At 40.4% G+C, this 20,605-nt stretch carries 17 protein-coding genes; 7 read left to right on the top strand and 10 right to left on the bottom strand.

Features of this window, described 5'->3' with window-relative positions; genetic code table 11:
* Positions 1–6: 6 nt before the first annotated feature.
* Genes QQK00_RS09315 through QQK00_RS09290 form a run of 6 tightly spaced genes read right to left on the bottom strand, consistent with a single transcriptional unit; the run spans position 7 to position 8,009 of the window.
* The gene (locus tag QQK00_RS09315) at positions 7–1,065 is read right to left on the bottom strand and encodes a FemAB family XrtA/PEP-CTERM system-associated protein (RefSeq protein ID WP_284217201.1); all 1,059 of its coding nucleotides are present in this window, start codon (positions 1,063–1,065) and stop codon (positions 7–9) included.
* A complete protein-coding gene (locus tag QQK00_RS09310; RefSeq protein ID WP_284217200.1) occupies positions 1,062–2,063 on the bottom strand; it encodes a polysaccharide deacetylase family protein in 1,002 nt (333 codons plus the stop codon). Before QQK00_RS09310 ends, QQK00_RS09315 begins: the two co-directional genes overlap by 4 nt.
* Entirely contained in the window at positions 2,053–3,180 is a 1,128-nt protein-coding gene (locus QQK00_RS09305) for a glycosyltransferase (protein ID WP_284217589.1), read from the bottom strand. Before QQK00_RS09305 ends, QQK00_RS09310 begins: the two co-directional genes overlap by 11 nt.
* A 42-nt stretch (positions 3,181–3,222) precedes the next feature.
* Complete coding sequence (locus tag QQK00_RS09300) at positions 3,223–4,197, bottom strand: glycosyltransferase family 2 protein (protein ID WP_284217199.1); 975 nt, start codon at positions 4,195–4,197, stop codon at positions 3,223–3,225.
* Positions 4,194–6,914, bottom strand: a complete 2,721-nt coding sequence (locus QQK00_RS09295) for a hypothetical protein (protein ID WP_284217198.1) — start codon at positions 6,912–6,914, stop codon at positions 4,194–4,196. The genes QQK00_RS09300 and QQK00_RS09295 overlap by 4 nt, the downstream gene beginning before the upstream one ends.
* Positions 6,915–6,917: 3 nt before the next feature.
* Positions 6,918–8,009 (bottom strand): GNAT family N-acetyltransferase, encoded by a 1,092-nt coding sequence (locus tag QQK00_RS09290; protein ID WP_284217197.1) that lies wholly within the window; start codon positions 8,007–8,009, stop codon positions 6,918–6,920.
* 106 nt (positions 8,010–8,115) lie between these two features.
* Between QQK00_RS09290 and QQK00_RS09285 the strand changes: the two genes are divergently transcribed.
* The 7 genes from QQK00_RS09285 (at position 8,116) to QQK00_RS09255 (ending at position 13,902) form a co-directional block, all read left to right on the top strand.
* A complete protein-coding gene (locus QQK00_RS09285; protein ID WP_284217196.1) occupies positions 8,116–8,778 on the top strand; it encodes an SGNH/GDSL hydrolase family protein in 663 nt (220 codons plus the stop codon).
* Positions 8,745–9,980, top strand: a complete 1,236-nt coding sequence (locus QQK00_RS09280) for an acyltransferase family protein (RefSeq protein WP_284217195.1) — start codon at positions 8,745–8,747, stop codon at positions 9,978–9,980. The genes QQK00_RS09285 and QQK00_RS09280 overlap by 34 nt, the downstream gene beginning before the upstream one ends.
* The gene (locus tag QQK00_RS09275) at positions 9,970–10,857 is read left to right on the top strand and encodes a S1 family peptidase (protein WP_284217194.1); all 888 of its coding nucleotides are present in this window, start codon (positions 9,970–9,972) and stop codon (positions 10,855–10,857) included. The genes QQK00_RS09280 and QQK00_RS09275 overlap by 11 nt, the downstream gene beginning before the upstream one ends.
* 205 nt (positions 10,858–11,062) lie before the next feature.
* Entirely contained in the window at positions 11,063–11,659 is a 597-nt protein-coding gene (locus tag QQK00_RS09270; RefSeq protein ID WP_284217193.1) for a hypothetical protein, read from the top strand.
* Positions 11,660–11,673: 14 nt separating this feature from the next.
* Positions 11,674–11,889 (top strand): hypothetical protein, encoded by a 216-nt coding sequence (locus QQK00_RS09265; protein ID WP_284217192.1) that lies wholly within the window; start codon positions 11,674–11,676, stop codon positions 11,887–11,889.
* Positions 11,879–12,763: an HprK-related kinase A gene (locus QQK00_RS09260; RefSeq protein ID WP_284217191.1), complete on the top strand. Its 885-nt coding sequence runs from the start codon at positions 11,879–11,881 to the stop codon at positions 12,761–12,763. The genes QQK00_RS09265 and QQK00_RS09260 overlap by 11 nt, the downstream gene beginning before the upstream one ends.
* Positions 12,760–13,902, top strand: a complete 1,143-nt coding sequence (locus QQK00_RS09255; RefSeq protein ID WP_284217190.1) for a nucleotidyltransferase family protein — start codon at positions 12,760–12,762, stop codon at positions 13,900–13,902. The genes QQK00_RS09260 and QQK00_RS09255 overlap by 4 nt, the downstream gene beginning before the upstream one ends.
* A gap of 62 nt (positions 13,903–13,964) precedes the next feature.
* On the opposite strand, the gene QQK00_RS09250 is transcribed toward QQK00_RS09255, so the two are convergent.
* The 4 genes from QQK00_RS09250 to eno all read right to left on the bottom strand — a co-directional run bounded on the left by QQK00_RS09250 (position 13,965) and on the right by eno (position 20,601).
* Positions 13,965–16,535, bottom strand: coding sequence for a zinc-dependent metalloprotease (locus QQK00_RS09250; protein ID WP_284217189.1), 2,571 nt, complete (start codon positions 16,533–16,535; stop codon positions 13,965–13,967).
* 158 nt (positions 16,536–16,693) lie between these two features.
* Positions 16,694–18,460 carry an ABC transporter transmembrane domain-containing protein gene (locus QQK00_RS09245; protein ID WP_284217588.1) on the bottom strand — a complete coding sequence of 589 codons (1,767 nt, stop codon included), beginning with the start codon at positions 18,458–18,460 and terminating at the stop codon, positions 16,694–16,696.
* Between the two features lie 42 nt (positions 18,461–18,502).
* The gene (locus tag QQK00_RS09240; RefSeq protein ID WP_284217188.1) at positions 18,503–19,288 is read right to left on the bottom strand and encodes a hypothetical protein; all 786 of its coding nucleotides are present in this window, start codon (positions 19,286–19,288) and stop codon (positions 18,503–18,505) included.
* 20 nt (positions 19,289–19,308) lie between these two features.
* On the bottom strand, positions 19,309–20,601 hold the full coding sequence (gene eno / locus QQK00_RS09235; RefSeq protein ID WP_284217187.1) for a phosphopyruvate hydratase: 1,293 nt from the start codon (positions 20,599–20,601) through the stop codon (positions 19,309–19,311).
* Between the last annotated feature and the right edge of the window lie 4 nt (positions 20,602–20,605).

Here is a 20,605-nt window from a genome sequence, read left to right as displayed (position 1 = left end):
TTTCCTTTATAAACTAATATGTTTGCGTATTTTAGGACCAAGGAAATTGGTCATCTGTAGTGGTAACTTTCGCCATACATTTTCAATTCGCTCGCGCGATTTTGATTTATTGACATGGGCGGTCACACATTGTTCTTCGTTTTCAAAGGACTGCCAGTCAAGACGCATAGGTTGACACCCCCATTGTTTTTTAAAATTGTATGTACCTTCGCTCACGGTTGAACGCCCAAAATCAAATATTGCTATTTCTTGTTTTGTTGCCTCAGATAGCACTGCCCAATACAACAACATATTAGGGGCTAACCTATTGTAATCTGCTAATGTAGAGGCCCAAGGAATACTCGCTTTGTTGCCTGCTTTTAGGACGATGGCTGCACCCACAGCGACGTCTTCAGAGTAAACCAACGCAATGTAAGCGTTCTTCCCATATTTGCTGCATATGGCCTGATACCATTGCTTAGCATGCACTGGCGAACCGAGTGCTCGCATATTTTTCGCAATAATGTCATAAAAGTCGGATACATGTCCGTCATTGGATTCATTACATTGAATCGTTTTGTACGTTAAACCATTTTTTTCAGCCTTTCTAATTTGGCTGCGAAGTTTGGATTTAAATTGGGCCATGAGCGCATCTTCGGAATCGGGCAGGGACAGTTGCATCCTGACTTTTTCACCCGGTCTCACTGCATCCAGTGTTAATAGTTCATATTCACTGGCTCTTAACTCTATGTCAGTGATCGCTAGCTTTTTAGCCGCTTTAAAAAGTGCATCTTTTAAAGTAAGTGCAATCGCATCAGAGTTGGAAATATGGGCGCCTACGTCACAATACGGCAAGGCACAGAAGTGTTTTTTGCCAGTCATTGTGCGCATTTCAACGACAGGCAATATACCGACATATTGTCGGTTTTCAGTCACTGCAAAGCGGTGACATTTAAAACCATAAGCACGTTCAACCGCTTCGCCCCAAGCAAACAAATGATAGGGTGTCGCACTTGGTTGAGTACTGACATATTCATCCCAATGTTCTCGGCTTATTTGGTTATCTACTATTACTTCAATTGTCATGCGGCAATAAATCTTGGGTTCGTTTGAAAGTGCACTTTAGCTTCCGATAAAGTCATAAAGGTTACATTATGTTGTTTTTTAAGGTGTTCAATCACATTTTTAATACGACGTGTTATTAGCGCATAGGGTTCTTCACTATCCATTACTCCCGTACCACTTTGTATGAGATTAGAACTGTGTAAGTACATATGAATAATTGGTTGTTTTTGAGTATCAACAGAATCACAGAGGCTTATCATATTGCTCGACGACGTCACTTCTGGGCTCATGTAAATTTTACGTAACAGTTTACTGTGCCATAAAATGGCATTAGCCTTCACCTTCTGTAAATTTGGTGAATCTAGTGTTCTATTAATTTTATTCGCAAGTTCAAAAGGTTGTCTATTAAACCCGACGGTGACTGGCATTTCTAATATGTTACGCTGTTCACCGCAACTTAACACATCGCTAGTTGCTGGCCAATAAGGGAGTGTTGGGCTACCCTGACAGGAAAAATATTCATTTTCATAAAATGGGTAAACACTTGAGTCGACAGTAAACCCTCTTGACCAAAGTAAGTCCATTATTTCCGCTGAAATTCCCCAACGCCCGGTTCTAAAAGCTCTAGGTCGGTACTCGAACTTCTCTGCGAAAACTTGCATTAAAGCATCTAGTTTCTGTTCAACTTGCGTCAATGGCAAATTGACGACATGTGAATTTTCTTCGGTCGGTTTTTCAAAAATAGGCGGGTTTGCCCATGGATGAAGGTGGGCGCCAAGTTCGCAGGTATTTTTTTGGACAAGTTGCATAAATTCGCTTGATGGATCCAAGCCTTTAGCGGCAGCATAGTCTACAAAATAACATGGACGTATACCCAAGCGCATGCAAAATTGTTGAAATTGCGGTAAGGCATGTAGGTTTTCTACAGAAAAGTCCTTTTCAGGAAAGGGGCCGTTCCAGTCCCATTCTTCCTCTGTGTCTACGCTCAATATGAATACTAAATCCGTTTTATTTGTCATGCTCACATACTAACAAGTCGTTGAATAGCTCTAGGTACTCATCCGCCATTCGTTTGGCAGCATAATGTTGATTTACATAGTTTATCGCATTTTTACCACATGTTTGTGCAAAAATATCATCATCGAGTAGACGCGCCCAATACTCGCTCAATGTTGCTTTGTCGCCTAGTTTAGCAAGCATCCCAGTTTCATTGTGTTGAACCAACTGATCAATACCCGGTATATCATAAGCCGCAATTGGTGTACCCATCGCACATGCTTCCATCAAGCAACGTGGAATACCTTCCAAAGTTGACGTCATTACGAATAAATCAAAACTGCGCAAATAGTCTAGTCGGTCATCTCGATACCCTAAAAAATGCATATCTTCTTTGCTACTTAAATTTGTTGAGTAGGCCTCCAGTGAAGCCCTGTCATCGCCATCGCCAAGTAAGACCAATTCGATGTCATTTCGTTTAGCAGAAAGACTGTCAAAAATATCCAATATGTCTTTGATATTTTTTCGACTAATCATTTGCCCAATAAAGCCAATGCGTTTTTTTGTTTTTTCAAGGCGCGGAACGGCGTCTCTCACGGTTTCAACTTCTGATAAATCGACACCGTTTTGAATGTACACTAGTTTCGGTTCTTTAACTCCAAACCCCTTCACATCCTTGACAAGTTGTGGCGACAAGGGCACAACTTTATTTGCAAAGCGCATGGCTTGACAACCTAGCCAGATAAAAGTGCGAAGTTTAAAGTCTTCTGCATTTTCAAAGCCATGTGGTGTGACAACAACGGGAATACCGGCTTTTTTTGCTGCTATCACCCCTAGTATGTCTGATTTATAACCATGAGTATGAATAATGTCGATGTTATTGTCGTGAATATATTGAACCAATTTGTTGATAACCGCTAAATCAAAACGGTTATTCATCGGCACTTCTACGGCGTCACCACAGTCTTTTCTGAATTGTTTAACCAGCTCTAGGTCTTTAGAGTTGTCTTCTAAGGTCACGGCTAATGAATGTTTAGCATCTTGCTTTGGCGTATTTTTACAAAGTGCCAGAATCCAGCGTTCTGCGCCGTAGAATCCCGTAGAGCAAATAAACTGCAATATGTGCGGTGTTTTTTTCATAGTCATTTAGTTTTACAACATTTGCCTAATCATGATCAGGCACTAACGCTGAAATAGTCCTTTAATTGTTCCCCATGTTCTCGCTGGGAAATATATACTGTAAAATTTCAAAATAGTTGCGAATGTTGGGTCACCTTTTGCGATTCGCGACAACCTTACGCTATATAAAGCAAGAATACTAAATGCGCCTATAGCAGCAATAGCGGCGAATATGAACCAGCCGCCTATACTTAATAAGCACAAGAATATAATGCCGAAAGTAAACAGCGGAGGCGCAAAAAAGCTTGGCCACTCCGACAATGGTACGGTTCTACCTTTTACAGACGCAATGTTTGATAAGCCTCGCCATACTTCTTTTTCGGCCATTTGAGAAAATGCTTTATCTTCACCAATATGCACATAGTGGCTATCTGCTGAGTAAAATAGCTGACCGATTTCAGAGACTGCTTGTGTAAAAACATAGTCTTCGCATGTTTCCAGGTGTTCTGGGAATCCGCCGACGGCCGCAAAAGTTGTTTTATGTAGTAATAAGTTTCGCCCGGGTAAAAACTCGACCTTACAATCAACGTCTGCATTGCTGAGTGCCGTCCGCAGTCGTTCTAATGGCGGAGCATTTTCACTATTTTTTTGAATAGCGCTAACTAACTTGATGTTTTTGTCAGAACTGAGTTTTTCAAGCATCGCTTGAATCCAATTATCGGCGAGTCCAATATCTGCATCTAAAAAGGCTAAAAATTCACCTTTAGCGTGTTTAGCACCAATGTTTCGTTGATGCGATATCGTAATGTTTGTATCCGCATAAATAACGTTCAATTGAACGGTGTCAGCTGCGTTAAATGTTTCATCTTGTAGTTGCTTATTTTTAGTTACGATCCAGATCTCAATACAAGATAAATCAAACTGCTGAGCGCTTATGGACGACAGCGTATCTATCAGCATTTCTTCTCGTCCCATATGAGGGATGATAAAGCTGATGTCTATATTAGCATTTGCCTGAAGCTCGTCCGAATTACTCATGGTTTACCCAGTATCTTTTGCAATTTCGGAATTCTTGTTAGTAATAGTCGCCGTTCCTTTTTGAACGAATAGGTATTAATAAACGCGCGAATACGAGCTGTTGTGGAGGGGCATACATGCTTGTCAAATTTTGTATCTGATAAATCTAATGGTAGTTTGTACTGCTTGTCATTGACGAGTTCAATGCTTCCGTAATTTTGCATCGTTAAAGCCAAAATACGTGTGTAGAAACGTTCATTGCTTGTGAATAGTTTTTGGCTAATCCAGTCGTTTAGTTCAGCTGCTTTGTTAAGGTAAATGGTTTTTTGTGGCTCGTTTACTAGTAAGCTGCCTATGCACAATAGTTGGACTTTGCGAATATCCTGCCCTGTCCACGTATCATTTGGGTATTCCAATACTTCAGCACTTTTTAGCGCCGGCTGTTCATGTTGCGCAATGTAATCGACGTAATGCACTAAGGCACTTAAAATTGGTTTGCAAGCTGCGCGGGTTAAGTTAAATGTCGAAACGAAGTACAAATATTTTGCAGTGGCCTGCAAGAATACGGTGTAAAACCATGTGTTTTCAATATCTTCGAAGTGCCTGTCTTTAAAATTGTCATCTTCTTTGATCGTATTGAGGATAACGCGCTCTATGTCATCTAAGTAACTTGGTTCTTGGGTTAATTCAAAGGCATCCAAAAGTACGTTGACGTAATTGCCAGTGCCTCTGTCCAGCGGGTAATTATTGGTGATAGGATTTCTGACGATGCCGGTTCCAGCGCCAAGCAACAACTTTGCACCAAAAGGTATTGTTAAATGATTAGCGTTTTTGAGTTGTAAAAATTTGCCCAATAGCGTGCCGTCGCCTTCATAGATATGTTTCATCCAATTTGCCATACCTAAGACCGTACTTGCTGCTCTCTCGTCTCCGGTTAAAAAGTAATAGAGCGCAATACCGCTAGAATAGCAATGATGTGCGCCTGGGCCTCCGCCGCCAGCGTGATCCATATACACATCACTTGCTTGATGGCGAGAATAAGTCCTATGAGTAGCCGTTTCAGCTTGTACGTAATGGTCTGTATGCCAAAATAAACCGTTGTTATATTCGGGCTTGTCGTGTTCTGTGCGATAGATATCAATATTAATCAAATGGTCAAATAAGTCGTCGGCCAATTCACGCCATTTCCTGTTGCCGTCTAATAACCATTGTTTTAGCAAACCATATAACGGGTCATATTGATTGTTATAGTGTGATACGAAAGGTAGGTCGCCATCATATGTGTCTGCTTCATGGTCAGCGTAAATATCACCAAAATGACGCCAGCCAAATTCATCGAGCGCCTCTCGTTTTTCATAGAAGTTTGATTCGCTACTTAAGCCTAATTCAACAATGCTATGTAGTTTTTCGTGTTTCGCTGCATTTGAAAACCACGGAAGTGTTTTTGCCACGTCGATTCTTGAGGGCGGTATGAATACCTGGAATTCTTTATCATTCTTATTACCTTTACCATGTATTGCAACATCTGAATACGGTGTCGCCTCGCCAGTTGCATGCAGTGCCAAAGATATTGAGTGTGACTTTGTTTCTCCGGGCTGAATTTCTATCGTATCAGGGGTTTGTATGTCTACATAATTAATCGAACAACAATGCGCATTTAACTCAATTGACGCGGGAAATTTCTGCCAAAAGTGTCTTGGCGTAATGCTCAGCGTTTGCTCTTCTGAGCCAGTTAACAATATTGGGTTGGCTCGCTCGATAATTTTATTGCTAGCGCCATCAAAAAAGCTAGCGCCTTTATGAGACAGTGTTACTTTATTGTCGGCTCCCTTGTGATTGGGACTGTTCCAGTGCTTCCCACCACTACTATGCTGGACTAGCGTAATATTGGTATCGTTGTATGATGCTTGATTATATAAACACTTATTGGTGTTACTTGCGTCGTTATTTTTTTCGTCTAGTATTGCATCATTGCTGATATAAATAGAACGTTGATAATCTTGGGGCGTAGTGAGCTCAAAACCCATGGATTTAAGAGATAGGCTATTAGGGTTCCCTAAGTCCCACTTACCTTGTTCTGGCACTTGCGCTTGGCAGTTATGCACATCTACTTGGATATCAATAGACGCCGAGGCAAAATTCACGGCGATTCTAGCATTGAGACTTCCAACACGCTCTCCCTCCGTTAACAGCGCTGCGCTTTGCTTAATAAGACAACCGTAGGGAGTATTATCTGTTGTATATTCCGTTTCAAACGTGTGTTGGATTTTAGTCTGCGTGATTGTTGACTTACCCTTAACCGCAAATGCCAATTTAACATTCAAAGGCGTGATAATTAGGTCTAAAAACTTCGTTTTACTTAAAGAAAGCTTGTTTTCAATAACCTTGATATGCATGGTATCAGTAGTGTTTTGCACGCATTCTTCTTTTATTTTTACGTGCTGATAAGTCGACTTTTTGAGGTAAATTTTATTTTGTGCGCTGTCGTTAGCGCATGACAAGGGGAGATATCCCTTAACATTTAGCCATCTCACGCTTTTGTCTTGCCAATACGATAAAGGTGTGGCGTATGCTAAAACTTCTTTATCATGATTGTCGAAAAATTTTACATCTTCATGCGATAGTAATTCACCTGGTGCAAACGGTACACTGAGCGTAAAGTGCTCGTTTCTTTTCTGTTTTCCTTCAATGGATAGAACGTGTATTGGCGATATTGATTTAAGATGAGCCTGTTTCAATTTCTATCCTTTGATATTACCAAGCTTCTGTTTTAACACCTTAATATTAAACAGAATCCGCTGAAGAGGGCGTTTATTTGCGAGGTGCAGAGTATACATATTATATCGGCCATTACTCAATGATTCTTTATAGCGGGCTTCACCTGCTAAGAAATCATACGCATCATATTGTTTTGCTGCATAGTCAGAAATGGCCATTGTATGCATCACCAAACCGGGTTTGTATTTATTATTTTTATCTGAATAATTAATAGCAGATAGGTAGAAGTTGGCACTATTTCCTTTATTTATGAAATACAAATAACCTAGTACAAATTCGCCCGCAGAAAATTTTAACACTTCAATATTTATGTGTGCGGGCGCTTGACTGCAAAATATTTTATGGAAATTTACAAACCTTGGATTGGCAAAACCACTGCCATATTCTGTCTCTCCCCATTGTTCAATATGCAGCGGTGCAATTTCAGACGGTATAAGTGCGTCAAGGCTATCAGTTATTTTGTGCATCGAAATTGGTCCATATTTGCTTTCGATGTATTTCTGACTTCGTTTTATAGATGATCTCGAATTTTTTGACGTAGATTCAAGGTGGGTTTTCGCTTGTTTTCTAAGGGCCGCGATATCAACATATTGCGTGGGGTGCATGTCTGTTTCCCACAAAAATATCTTCTTATGGCGCCAGTTTTCATCTTTACAAAGAGAAACGATGAGCTTATGAAATTTGGGTTGTCGACTTAAGTACTCAAGCAATGCTTCACGACATGCTACTAATTTTTCATGCATGCAGAAGACGTCATTGTGTTCAATCCAAACTTGATCATCAGCCTGACGACCGGTTTGGTTTAGATAGTAAATGTCGCCATAGGGACAATGCTGTTTACCTAAAAATGCAATACCAATTAATTTATTGTCGATGTTAAAAAGGCACATTTGAGGCAACGAGGACAGACTCTCTAGCCACGAATAAAGCCAATGTGAGGATAGAAATATATTGTCCGACATCACATTTTCTTGTACAAGTGTTAAGTGTAATTTCGCTTCTTCTAAAGAATACTGTTGAATTAGTGAAATACTTACGTCGTCGTTTTTTTTCAAAAAGTGCTTCTTATTGTTTTTAGGTAAAGTGTTAACATATGCAACAAGTCTTGAATAGCTTACCTTTGGTAAAGCATTACAAAGCAATAATTATCAATCACTTAATATGATTAGAATATTCATTTCTGCAGCGGCTCTGTTACTTATCGTCGTTAGTGTTGCAATCTTGAATCTAGAACGCAATACCAAATTATTGATTCAATACTATTGGGAAGACTATTTGTCATTAGACGCTGGTGCGACAATTTTTGTCGGGAGTTCGACGATAGCCCGCTTGACTCAAAGTGCATTGGGGCATTGTGAACCATTGCGTATTCGGGGATTTGAGAATGGACATACGTCGGATGTATTGCGTTACTTAAAAACACTACCCTTGGATAAAGTAAAATCTTTGGTTCTATATGTTGGAGAAAACGATATTGCCCATGGCCTTTCATATGTAGATGCTTTAAAGGAGCTTGAATATGTGCTTTCGTACCTTGAAAGTGCGAAAAGTGATGTTACGGCTGAAAAAGTGTCTATTGCACTTTTAACGATAAAAAATTCACCGCAGCGGCCAATATATCATCATCAATTCGAACAATTTAATGTAGAGCTCGAAAAAATTCAGCATAAATATACGAATCTTCACCTCATACCGTTAGCTTCATTGAAAGCAAGCACGTATTTTTTGTCTGATGGCATCCACCTTAACTCTCCGGGGTATGGCGTATTGAACAACTGGATAAATGAATTTTGCCACGTAAAATACCAAGCGAAACAGCAATGAGCCCTGCAACAGGTGCGAATTCCTTATCAACCAGTACTATATCAAGCAGTACCGGAGGAGCTCATGCGTCATCAAAAAATACGTATGCCAAACACCCGCGTCACAAACGAAATACTAGGGAGTGCTATTTAGATAATTTGCGCGGCATCTTGATGGTAATGGGGATTGTTTTGCATGCTGCTGCAGGTTTTTCTTCCAATAGTGGTTGGTTGATTAATTATCCATCAGACTTTCAAACGTCGACATTTTTAAATGGCATAAATGCTGGTATTCATAGTTTTCGAATGCCGCTTTTTTTTATGGTTGCCGGTTATTTTGCCATGCTTGTGATTGGTAAAGTGGGCGGTAAAATGTTTATACAACAGCGATTGTTGAGGATTGCCTTACCGCTATTGGTCTGTATGTTAACGTTTAATGCTTTTCAAAGCTGGATTTTATCCATATACGAACAAAGCGCCTTCGTTGCGCTTTACCAGCAGCAGGCCATTTCGCACCTATGGTTTCTGGTTAATTTGATTGTCTATTCTTTTTTGTTGTTTATCTGTGTCCCTATGTTTAGCCACGATACGTTGAAAGTTAAGGCTTTCTCTTCTAAAAAGTGTTTCTTCGTAATCATTGCAAGTTTTCCATTCTTTGTTTTTCCAATATTGGTTCTTGGTCAAATAGGTGTTCCCATTTACCAGAATATACCAGTTGTCGGAATGCCTTATTATCTGTATTTTTACTTTTGTTTTTTTGTCTTCGGTCTACTACTCCAAAGGCAAACTGCATGGCTAGATCTACTCCAGCGATCTTTACCGCTGTGGGGTTTTCTATATGTTCTGTCGTTTGTTATGAAACATTACATGAATATGATGCCTGAGGGATTCATTATTACGCTAGCGTTGGCTTATATCGATCTATTCAATGTTCTATGCCTATGTTTGTGTCTTTGGGGGGGCAGTATGCACATATTGGCAAAACATAATGTTTGGTTAACAAAACTCGCAGATGCGTCGTATTCTATTTATCTGATCCATCACTGTTTAGTCGTGGCATTTGTATTAGTTGCTAATTATTATTTTGCTCGTGCGAGCTCAAATGTTAACCCATTCGCTTTGTTTGTTTGTTGCATGGTTGTTGTGTTTATTCTTAGCTATGCGTTTCACGCGTTAATCGTAAAAAGAATAGCGTTAATAAGGATGTTTTTTAATGGAAAATAAAATTCAATTACATAAATTCTATAGTTATCTTGATATGCTATTTAAAGCGTTTTATTTATTTTATGGAAAAGGCATGTTTCTACCGTCGTGCAAATTAGCCAGTTATTTGCAACTAATCATCGTATTAATGCTAGCAAGTATTTCAAGTATTGCTGCTGCCCACAATGACGTTCCTTCGCTAGTTGAACAGGTCAAGAAAGTCGAAAAATCCGTCGTCGGCATTGGTTTATTGACTCCAATTGAATCTCGTAAGTCTCAATTATTGGGAACGGGGTTTGTCATCGGTGATGGCAGCTATGTTGTGACTAATTATCACGTAGTCTCAAAAGAGTTAGATACTAAGGTTGTTCAAAATTATGTCGCGCTAGAAGGAAAAGGCACCCTTGTAAGAACAGAAGTGCTTGAAGTCATCGGAGTTGACCCGGTGCATGATTTGGCATTGTTAAAAATGAAAAACAAGCTGACACCACTGCGTCTTGGGAGTGAAGCCTTCATCGATGCGGGGTCAAGTATATTCTTTACCGGCTTTCCGATTGGTGCAGTGTTGGGATTGTACCCTGCAACACATCGAGGAATTATTTCTGCGATAGCGCCAGACATTAATCCGTCAAAGAATGCTAATCAACTAACGATTGATATGCTATCACGCCTGAAAAATCCGTTTTTAATTTACCAGTTGGACGCGACAGCTTATCCCGGAAATAGCGGAAGCCCAGTATTTGACAGGGTTTCAGGTAATGCTATTGCTGTGATAAATAAAGTGTTTGTGAGTGCCGGTAAAGAGTCAGCAATACAAAAACCGAGCGGGATTACTTATGCAATTCCAATAAAACACGTGTACGCATTGGCTAAAACACACAAGGTTAGCTTACAGTGATAGCATGAGGTATACTAAAATAGTGTCAGGATATTTGCCAATTTTTTTACTTTTTTTAGCGTGCTGGCGCTAAGTTATTGACTCTACGACATTTAACATTTTGGAATGTTTTTTGCTATAAAGTAATATAGTTGTGTCATTTTTCCGATGGAGTCGTGCTGTCGCAATATGGACAGGTCTCACAGGATTGAACATAGGTAATAATATGAACAAACAAAATCAACAAAAGCTATCAAGCGATAGCAGTCGACGTAAGTTTTTAACGCGCTCTGCAACAGGTGTCGCATTAGCAAGTCTTCCTGCTAAGTCTGTTTGGGCCACTGGCGTAACTGGCTCAATGGTTGCCTCTGGTCATGGATCAGATATGGCTGGCGGCAAAAGACTGGTTGTTAAATGGCCCAGTTATTGGGTAAAAAACATAAGTTTTGTTGATAAGAGTACGCTTAATAGTAAATTTAGTACTGTTTTTGGCGGTAAGCCTTTCAAAAGTGCGACGAAAAAATTCGATGGTAATTTAACCGTTAAACAAGTGTTAATTGGTGAAGCATCTAAATCAGGAGTTTATGGTGGGCCAAAGAATGTCAACCGTTTAATGATCTCTGCTTACTTATCCGCGATGTATAGTGACAGCGCTACCTTCAGTGTGCATTTTCCAGTTGTTGGCCCCAAAAGAGCATTCAAAACTCAGCAAATGTTTGGTCAAAAGCTTTATGCGATGGCGATAGCAAATCCCTCAGTAATGGGTACAGAGCTTCAAGAACTACATAAAGATCCAGTGGCACTGGCAGCGCGTTTACGATAAAGCGGTAGCTTGTAATGCCAACGCAATATAGAATTAAACAAAGGGTGCTACGGCACCCTTTTTCAGATGGTTCTGGGACGGCATTTTACGACCCGACAACCAATGTCATCTCATCGATTAATGTAAATATTGATGATTTGAATGATATTCTTGGAGGGCATAAATCCTTAACTGATGAAGAAAGTGATGTATTATCTCAACTACTATCTCAGCAGTTAATTGAAGACTAAAGCATTGACTTACGATTTTGTACTATCCCTTCCGCCGTTTGTTTTTAAAGTAAAAAACAATATAAAATTTGTTTTTGAAAATGCTTGTGCCATGTATGGCGAAGCGTGTAGCGAACAGCTCGCTGGCGATGAATTTATAGATTTTACTTTGTCTATAAATGACGGTGGGGGTTTAAGGAAGATTTTTAAGCCTCAGGCTCGTTTTCTATGTGATGAAAAAGAACCCTTTAAGCCCTTAACCCATTCACAAGCATATGCAATGCTTGAGTGGGGTATGAATTGGACGGTTGCGGCACATGAATTTTCATATGTTATTATTCACAGCGCAGTACTTGAAAAAGACGGAAAGGCCATTCTTTTCCCTGCGCCACCGGGGTCTGGGAAAAGTACGTTAACTGCATTTTTGGCAAATAATGGGTGGCGCTTAATGTCTGATGAAATGGCTTTAATCACGCCGAATTCAAAAACGGTGACGCCTTTTGTACGCCCTATTTGTTTAAAAAACGCGAGTATTCCGCTTGCTAAACAATGGTTTCCAGATAGTGTATTTTCATCCATAGCTAAAGATACCCACAAGGGGGATGTGATTCACATGGCACCAAACAAATCAGCAATGTTAGGAAAACAGCAAACGGCAGAAATAGTGGGGGTCGTTTTTCCAAATTATGACACAACGAAGTCACTTGAAATTTATCAACTAAACATGGCCGAAAGTTATATGCAACTAGTTGACAATGCGTTTAATTTTACTGCAATTGGTGAGCCGGCATTTTCGACAATTACACGCATAATTGAACAGGTACGTTCTTTTGAAATCTTCTATAATGATCTAAAAGATGTAGAAGCGTTTTTGAGTGAGGATGTAATAGATTGATTGAGCTTGACGTAGAACAGGTCATTGATTGTTATTTGCACCCAGAAAAAATCACTGCGCTTGAACCTAATCAGCTTAGCACATTAATTATTGTACTTAGGCAACAAAAGATGTTGGCTAGAGTGGCGGCAAACCTTATAAGCTTAAATTTATTGCCTGATTTACATGTGAAGGCGCAGCGTCATTTTAAGAATGCTTATCTCATGGCGAGTAAACAGAAGTTACAAGTGTGGGAAGAGGCCAAACTTTTAGTTAGTCAGTTATCTAGCGCATCTGCGTATTTAATATTTTTGAAAGGGGCTGCATATTCTTTAGCTGATTCGTTGGCATCGAATAAAGTGGCTGAAGGCAGGTACTACAGCGATATAGATATCTTGGTGGACAAGCGTTCAATCAATGAGTGCGAACAGGTCTTGGCTATTAAAGGATGGATTGCGCAAGAAATAAATAACTATGATGATAAATACTATCGTCAATGGGCGCATGAGATTCCACCGATGTGTCATGGTACAAGAGGTACTATTATTGATATTCATCATAATATCGTACCACTCATTTCTGGGGCGGCTCCTAATATCCAGCTTCTGATTAATCATAGGGTATTGTTAGGTGATGATATTTGGGTGTTATCGCAACCTGCACAATTTGTGCATTCAGCTATTCATTTATTTAGAAATGAAGAGTTTTCTTCAGGGTTTCGAGACTTAACCGATTTACATATTTTTATGAAGCAAAATTTGCTTGAGAATACGTGTGAAAAATTTGTTAGAGAGGTGATTGCTATCGCTTCAGAGATTAACTTTGCAAAAGAGGTATATTTAGCTTTGTATTTTCTGAGATCGTTAGACAAGTCACTTTTCGAAAATATGGATGATATAGACGAACTAATAGATACACACGGTCCGACATCAATAGAAAAATACATCTTTAGCAAAGTACTTTTCCCCCAACATGCTTTATTGGACGGGTCGATTACGCCGATACAACAGTTTTGTGCATTAATACGCGGGCATTTGCTAAAGATGCCGATACATATTTTAACGTATCATTTGACGGTTAAATTTGGTCGATGGATTGTTGAGAGCGTTGCAGGAAAGCATTTTTTTACGCCTACTGAAGAAAATCAAAAAACAAACTAATCAAAAATGAATGAAAAGGCGAAAGTGCCTTTTCATTCAAGATTTAGGCTTTAAGCATTCAACTAACTCTTACTCTTGTGAAAAGCGCGGTTAATGAGATCACGAATAAATGCCTTGTGTATTTTACTAGCATTGTCTCCTCGACGATTATCCATCATATCTTCAATGCGACGTAACTCATTTACGGCAGTCCCTTGGGTTATATAGTCGTGGCTGCTTGGTTTTTCTAGTCCAGAGATGTTTACCAAACGATTGACGTATTCTACCTGTAGGTTTTTGCGGTAAGTATTAATGGCTGACTTGGCATCTTTCTGGAAAATACCATTTGTTAGATCTTGCATCATAAGGTCGACAGAATACTCGTTCCCGTATAACCCTGTATCAGTGATCCGCATGGTGACGTTTGGATGAAGAATATGGTCTAATGCGCGTTTTTGCGCTCCGAGCAACATGGCGTGAATTTTGGGTGATTCATCACGTCCCCAGCCGTCGAAGCCTCTGCGTTGGCGCTGTAAAAAGGCATAAATATTTTCCATCTCTACTAAGGCGTCAGGCGCGAATAATTCTTCATTTATTAGCTTCATTGCACGCTTCTGGTCATCGACGGGTACTGGCGTTAGTGGTTGTGTATAACCCTCTTGTCCAACAAATGCTCTATTTAGATAGACGCCGCCAATGTAACGACTAACGACGGATGCTTGTCTAGATAACTCGTTAAACAAGATGTTTGCGCCAACAACTAAATCATTGTGCGTACGCCCATCTACCAAGAGTTTATCTTTTAGTTTTGTTGCCACGTCCTCTATAAGAGTTATACGCTCATCTGCATAGGCAATAGCATCGCTGGACATATCGAAAATGTTAATACGCGGGTCGACGTGGCGTCCGGGTGCTCTCATATCATCCGCGTCATTACCAAAAGCTAATTGCGGTTCAGTAGAACGAGCCAAAATCTTGTTTAAGCGTGCTTCTTCTGCTTCGGCGTTGCTAAGTGCAGTTGAATAGCCGTAATTAATGACCCAATCATCATATGGTCCCGGTTTTTCTGTATAAAAATCTCCCTGCGTCACGCCTACCGGTGCGTAGTTAACTGATGGGTAATCCATGACCGAGCCTGCTAAGATACCTTGTGTTACTTCAATATCATGCGCCTCTTTAGGGCTGTGAAGTTGAGTTGCCATCATATTGTGATTTAAGCCTAGTGTATGGCCAATTTCATGTAGTATGAGGTAATGCATTGACTGACGTAAGAGACGATCTTTTTCAATATCTCCCATGCCTTGCGTTAAGCCAGCATAGTTTGCAAAAGCTTGCCCCATTTGCAAACTATGGCCTAAAGAACAATGTGCACCGTGGTTGTTGTCTGCGGCATGTGTGGGAAGTGATTCGGTCAATGAAGATGCGCCATCTGTAAACATCTCACTCGCTAACCAACGGCCTGTCATAAAACTATACTCAAGCATGATGTCAGCAGCAATTATTTGCCCAGTTTCTGGATGTGCAACGCTTGGCCCATAACCACCGAAGGGCGGTTGAGGAGAGGACGTCCAGCGCAAAACATTGTAGCGAATATCATCCGCTGACCAATCAGCATCATCAGGTTGAACTTTTACTTCAATGGCATTGCTAATACCTGCTTTTTCAAAGGATTGGTTCCAAGCAAGCGCGGCATTTTTTATCGTATCTCGCCACTCAACTGGCGTGGTATTTTCAATCCACCAAACAATCGGTTCAATGGGATCCGATACTGCGGCATCTGGATCTTTTTTCACTAAATGCCAGCGATTGATTACATCTCTATAGTTTGCAGTCTCAGCGCTGGTTAAATCATCGAATTGTTGTGCGAAATACCCCACGCGTGGGTCATCGCGTCGTGGAGAAAAATCATTTTCAGGTGATTTTACAAAAGCATGTTGAATACTCAAAGTGGTGTAACGCTGATCTGCTATTTCTTCGCCACCATACACACTAGGCGTCGCATTTTCGTATACATAATCTACAACAACATGTGTATTTTGTGGAAAATTTGAAACATCTGTTATTTTCGATTTGTCTTTAGAGAATTTACCGAGCTTAAAGCGCTTCTTATCTGCTTTAGGGTCATCAAAGGGCATGGGGGCGACGCGATGTAAATCTTCATTTTTGACTAAAGATTGTAAAGAAAATGCGAGTTTTCCGTCTTCTTCGTGTTTAATTTCAGCAGACACTAAGACCGATTCGCTTGTATTAGCCTCAGATGCCTTGCTGATGGCATTGTTATCATCAAAGTAAAAACGAGGCGTTTTTGAGACTACCTCTATACGATTGAAGTAACGTCTAAATTCAACCAAACTGGTGTCTCGATAGTGTCCTCTAAATGTGCCAGCAGGCACAACGCCATCTGCAGTCGATACGATATGCAGGAAGGGTTTGTTCAAATCACTTTCATCGATGACGACCAATCCTGAGCCGTCTTTTTTGTCTCTGTATATATCTAGAAAGCCTTCGTATGCGGTCTGTTTTTCTAAGGTCTCGCTTAGGCTAGGCTTATCCTCATCTTTTTTACTATCTTCCTTTTTGTCTTCGGCCCATGCAGTGGTTTGTAGGCTAAGAAAAGACGCAGCAAGCATTACTTTACTCAGTTTGAATTTCATCATTTTCCCTCGTCAGATATTATTTTTTTTATATTTAACATTATTATCAGTTGTGAATATTTATTGTATTTCAATATCACTATCGTTTTTGCATCGATATGTTACTACGGTGGATATCCCGAAAAGATAATATTAGTGCTGAATTGTGTTTCAGAATGTTACAAAAGCTGCAAATCAACGAATTCCTTGTAGCTCGCATCTGAAGCATACAATTCTGCATGAGAGCCTTTGGCAGTTAATCTTCCATTATCCAACACAAGTATTAAGTCCGCATTGACTACGGTGGATAAGCGATGAGCAATGATAAGTGTTGTTTTGTCTTTCATTAAGGAGTCTAGGCCCTGCTTAATTTCTCGTTCACTCTTTGCGTCTAACGCGCTGGTGGCTTCATCCAAAAGAAGAATCGGCCTGTCAGCTGCAATTGCTCTAGCAATGGCGATGCGCTGTTTTTGGCCACCAGATAATTTGACACCACGTTCGCCTAATTCACTGTCGTAGCCATCTGACAGTACAGATACAAAATCATGAGCATAAGCCAGTCTAGCAGCCGCTTCTATCTTGGTATATGCACTTGTATCTTCGTTATGCAGACCATCGACCAAGCCTTGATTTCCAAATGCTATGTTTTCTGCCACCGTGCCAGCAAAGATAACTGGATCTTGTGGAACAAGTGCAAAATTCTCCCGAAGCGATGCTAGTGACATATGTTGATGATTCGAGCCATTAACTAATATTTCACCGTTTTGGATATTGTAAAAACGAAGTAGTAGGTCAAATATCGTACTTTTGCCTGCACCACTTTCACCTACTAAGGCTATTTTTTGCCCCGGATATACATCAAAAGTGACACCGTTGATAACAAGGGTGTCGGTGTATGAGAATTGTAAATCTTTTATGGATAAGATGGTTTTATTTTTTTGCGCCGCTTTGGTGTTGCCCACATCTGTACTTGTTTGTACAAGAATATCTGGCGAAGTATTTAGCAGTTCTAATATCCTCTCACTAGCACCGGCAGCTTTTTGGATCTCTCCTATTACTTCGCTGACGGTGGCAATTGCGCCGCCAGCAAGCACCGCGTAAAACATAAAAGCAACCAGTTGACCCACTGAAAGCGCCGAGTTTAGTACTGCCAACATGCCTAACCATGCAACAATAATAATTGCCGACATACTGATTAGCATCACGCCAGAAATGAGCATAGCGCGGTATTTGATTCGATTTGAAGCACTTTTCATGACAGCATCAGTAATATCATCAAAACGGGACGACAACGTATGCTGGGCGTTAAAGGCCTGCACGGTTTTTAATTCATGCAAACTCTCATCGACAATACTCCCGATATTGGCCACTTTGTCTTGGCTTTCTTTGCTGTATTTTCTGACTTTTTTTCCTAGAACTTTTACTGGTACTAGAATGAAAGGGATGGCTAAGAAAACATATGCAGTAAGCTGTATGCTCGTTACTGCCATTAATATTATTGCTCCAATAAACGTTACACTTGAGCGTAATGCCATAGATATACTAGTGCCAATAACAGTTTGTAATAGTGTTGTATCACTAGTGAAGCGAGAAATGATTTCGCCTGTGCGTTCGGTTTCATAGAAGCGAGGTGTAAGTGTTAGTAAATGATTGAATAGGGTTTTTCGAATATCCGCTGATACTCGTTCTCCTAGCCAAACCATATAGAAAAACCTTACGAAAGTAGCAATACTGCCAACGATCACAATTGTTAATATTGCGATAAGTGCCTGTGTTAAAAATTCGGTGTCATTTTCATAAAAGCCAGAATCGACAATGTGTCGAATACCTTGACCGAGCAGCAACCACGTAGACGCACTTATTGCGAGGGCCACGACAGCAATAAAGACTTGTTTTTTATAGAGTGATAAAAAGCTAAAAAGCCAGGTAGTGACAGACTGTTTAATAGGAAACGTCTCGTTAAAAAAGTGATACTTAGTGAGATGGGGTTATTTAAAGGTTTTCCAATCAATATCTGTAGATAAGAGTAATTCTCTTAAAGAAAGCGCTCTAGGTACAGCTTTACCTTTTGGCGTCCAGCGGTGGCCCCCACAAGCTGCAATTAACACATTTTTGGTTGGTTTTAATAGTTGGTAGCGCGTCTGCTTGGGAACGATATCAAAATATTCGCCGGTTTTAGAAAACCAACCAAATTGATTTAAGTGAAGGCGATCTGAGGCAATTCTGTCGATACTGTCGAGTTCAATATGTTCTTCGCCTAGATGTTCGATATATACTGCTACTACTGCTCCATATCGTGCGTTTTGACCAAACCACTGGATAGTTCTGTCCGTATCCTGGGTAGCAATAGGACACTTTCCAGCTTGTTTAGCTTGCCAAGTCCCATTGTGAACATCTACATTCATTGGTGCGTAATCTTCCAACAGATGTGTTGTTGCGTTTTTTATATGGTAAGTCAGCCCTTTCAATTTGCGTTTAATCAGTGACGGGTCTGAAATATTACTACTCGCAATTCTCTCGATTTCTCTTTCATATAGCGCATTACTCAGTTCAGCAAAATTAGGATATTTTGCTGATAAATGAAAGATATCAGTTTGAGATTGGGTGTTTGAGGTCAATGCAAAAATACTAGCGTGATTATAAAACCCAAGAATCATAACATTAGCAAGGCTTAAGCCCAACAGGGTATCTATAAATTTGTTAAAAGTCTGTTGATAAACACCCATGTACAAAAAAGCGAGAGTGATAGCACTCTCGCTTTTTATACGTGGCAACTAACGTTCGTGAAAAGTGCTTACTGGCCTTTAATCTCAGAGCGACCTTTATATGGCGCATCTGCGCCTAATTCACTTTCGATGCGAAGTAGTTGGTTGTACTTAGCGACACGGTCAGAACGACATAAAGAGCCTGTTTTGATTTGTCCTGCAGCAGTACCCACTGCTAAATCAGCAATTGTTGCATCTTCAGTCTCGCCGCTACGGTGAGAGATGACAGCAGTGAAACCTGCATCTTTCGCCATTTTGATTGCATTCAATGTTTCAGTAAGTGATCCGATTTGATTGAATTTAATGAGGATAGAGTTACCAACACCATTGTCGATACCGCGTTTAAGGATTTTAGTGTTAGTAACGAATAAATCGTCACCGACTAGCTGAATCTTATCACCCAACTTGCTAGTTAAATAAGCCCAGCCGTCCCAGTCGCTTTCGTCAAGGCCATCTTCAATCGATACAATCGGATATTGCTCAGACAAGTCAGCTAAGTAGTTACTGAAACCTTCTGAGTCAAAAGACTTGTCTTCTCCGCCAAGCACATATTTGCCTTCTTTGTAGAATTCAGATGCCGCACAATCAAGCGCTAACGTAATATCTTCATTCATTTTGTAGCCAGCGTTTTCAACAGCTTGAGTAATTACGGCTAGTGCTTCTGCATTTGAACTAAGGTTTGGTGCAAAACCACCTTCATCGCCAACTGCTGTGTTCAAGCCCTTCGCTGATAATACTTTTTTAAGCGCGTGGAATATTTCGGCGCCCATACGCAATGCTTCACTGAAGCTAGACGCACCGACTGGTTGAACCATGAACTCTTGAATATCGACGTTGTTATCAGCGTGTTCACCACCGTTGATAATGTTCATCATCGGCACTGGCATTGAGAATTGACCCGCTGTGCCATTTAGCTCAGCGATATGCGCATATAATGGTTTTCCTGCACTAATTGCTTGTGCTTTTGCAATCGCTAATGACACGGCAAGAATAGCATTTGCACCCAACACTTCCTTATTTTCAGTGCCATCTAAATCAATCATGATTTGATCTAATTTTGCCTGTTCAGCGGCTTCTTGGCCAAGTAGTGCTGGTGCGATTTTATCGTTTACTGCACCGACTGCTTTCAGTACGCCTTTACCAAGGTAACGAGCTTTGTCGCCATCGCGAAGTTCGAGTGCCTCGCGTGAACCAGTTGATGCGCCTGAAGGTGCTGCAGCACGTCCCATTGCACCACACGCCAAATACACATCTGCTTCAACTGTAGGGTTTCCGCGTGAATCTAATATTTCTCTTCCAACAATTCGGCTAATCTTGGCCATTATA

Source organism: Agaribacter marinus, assembly GCF_030160655.1.
Classification (GTDB): Bacteria; Pseudomonadota; Gammaproteobacteria; order Enterobacterales; family Alteromonadaceae; genus Glaciecola; species Glaciecola marina.
The sequence above is the reverse complement of the archived record's forward strand: the minus strand, read 5'-3'. Positions and strand labels throughout refer to the sequence as shown.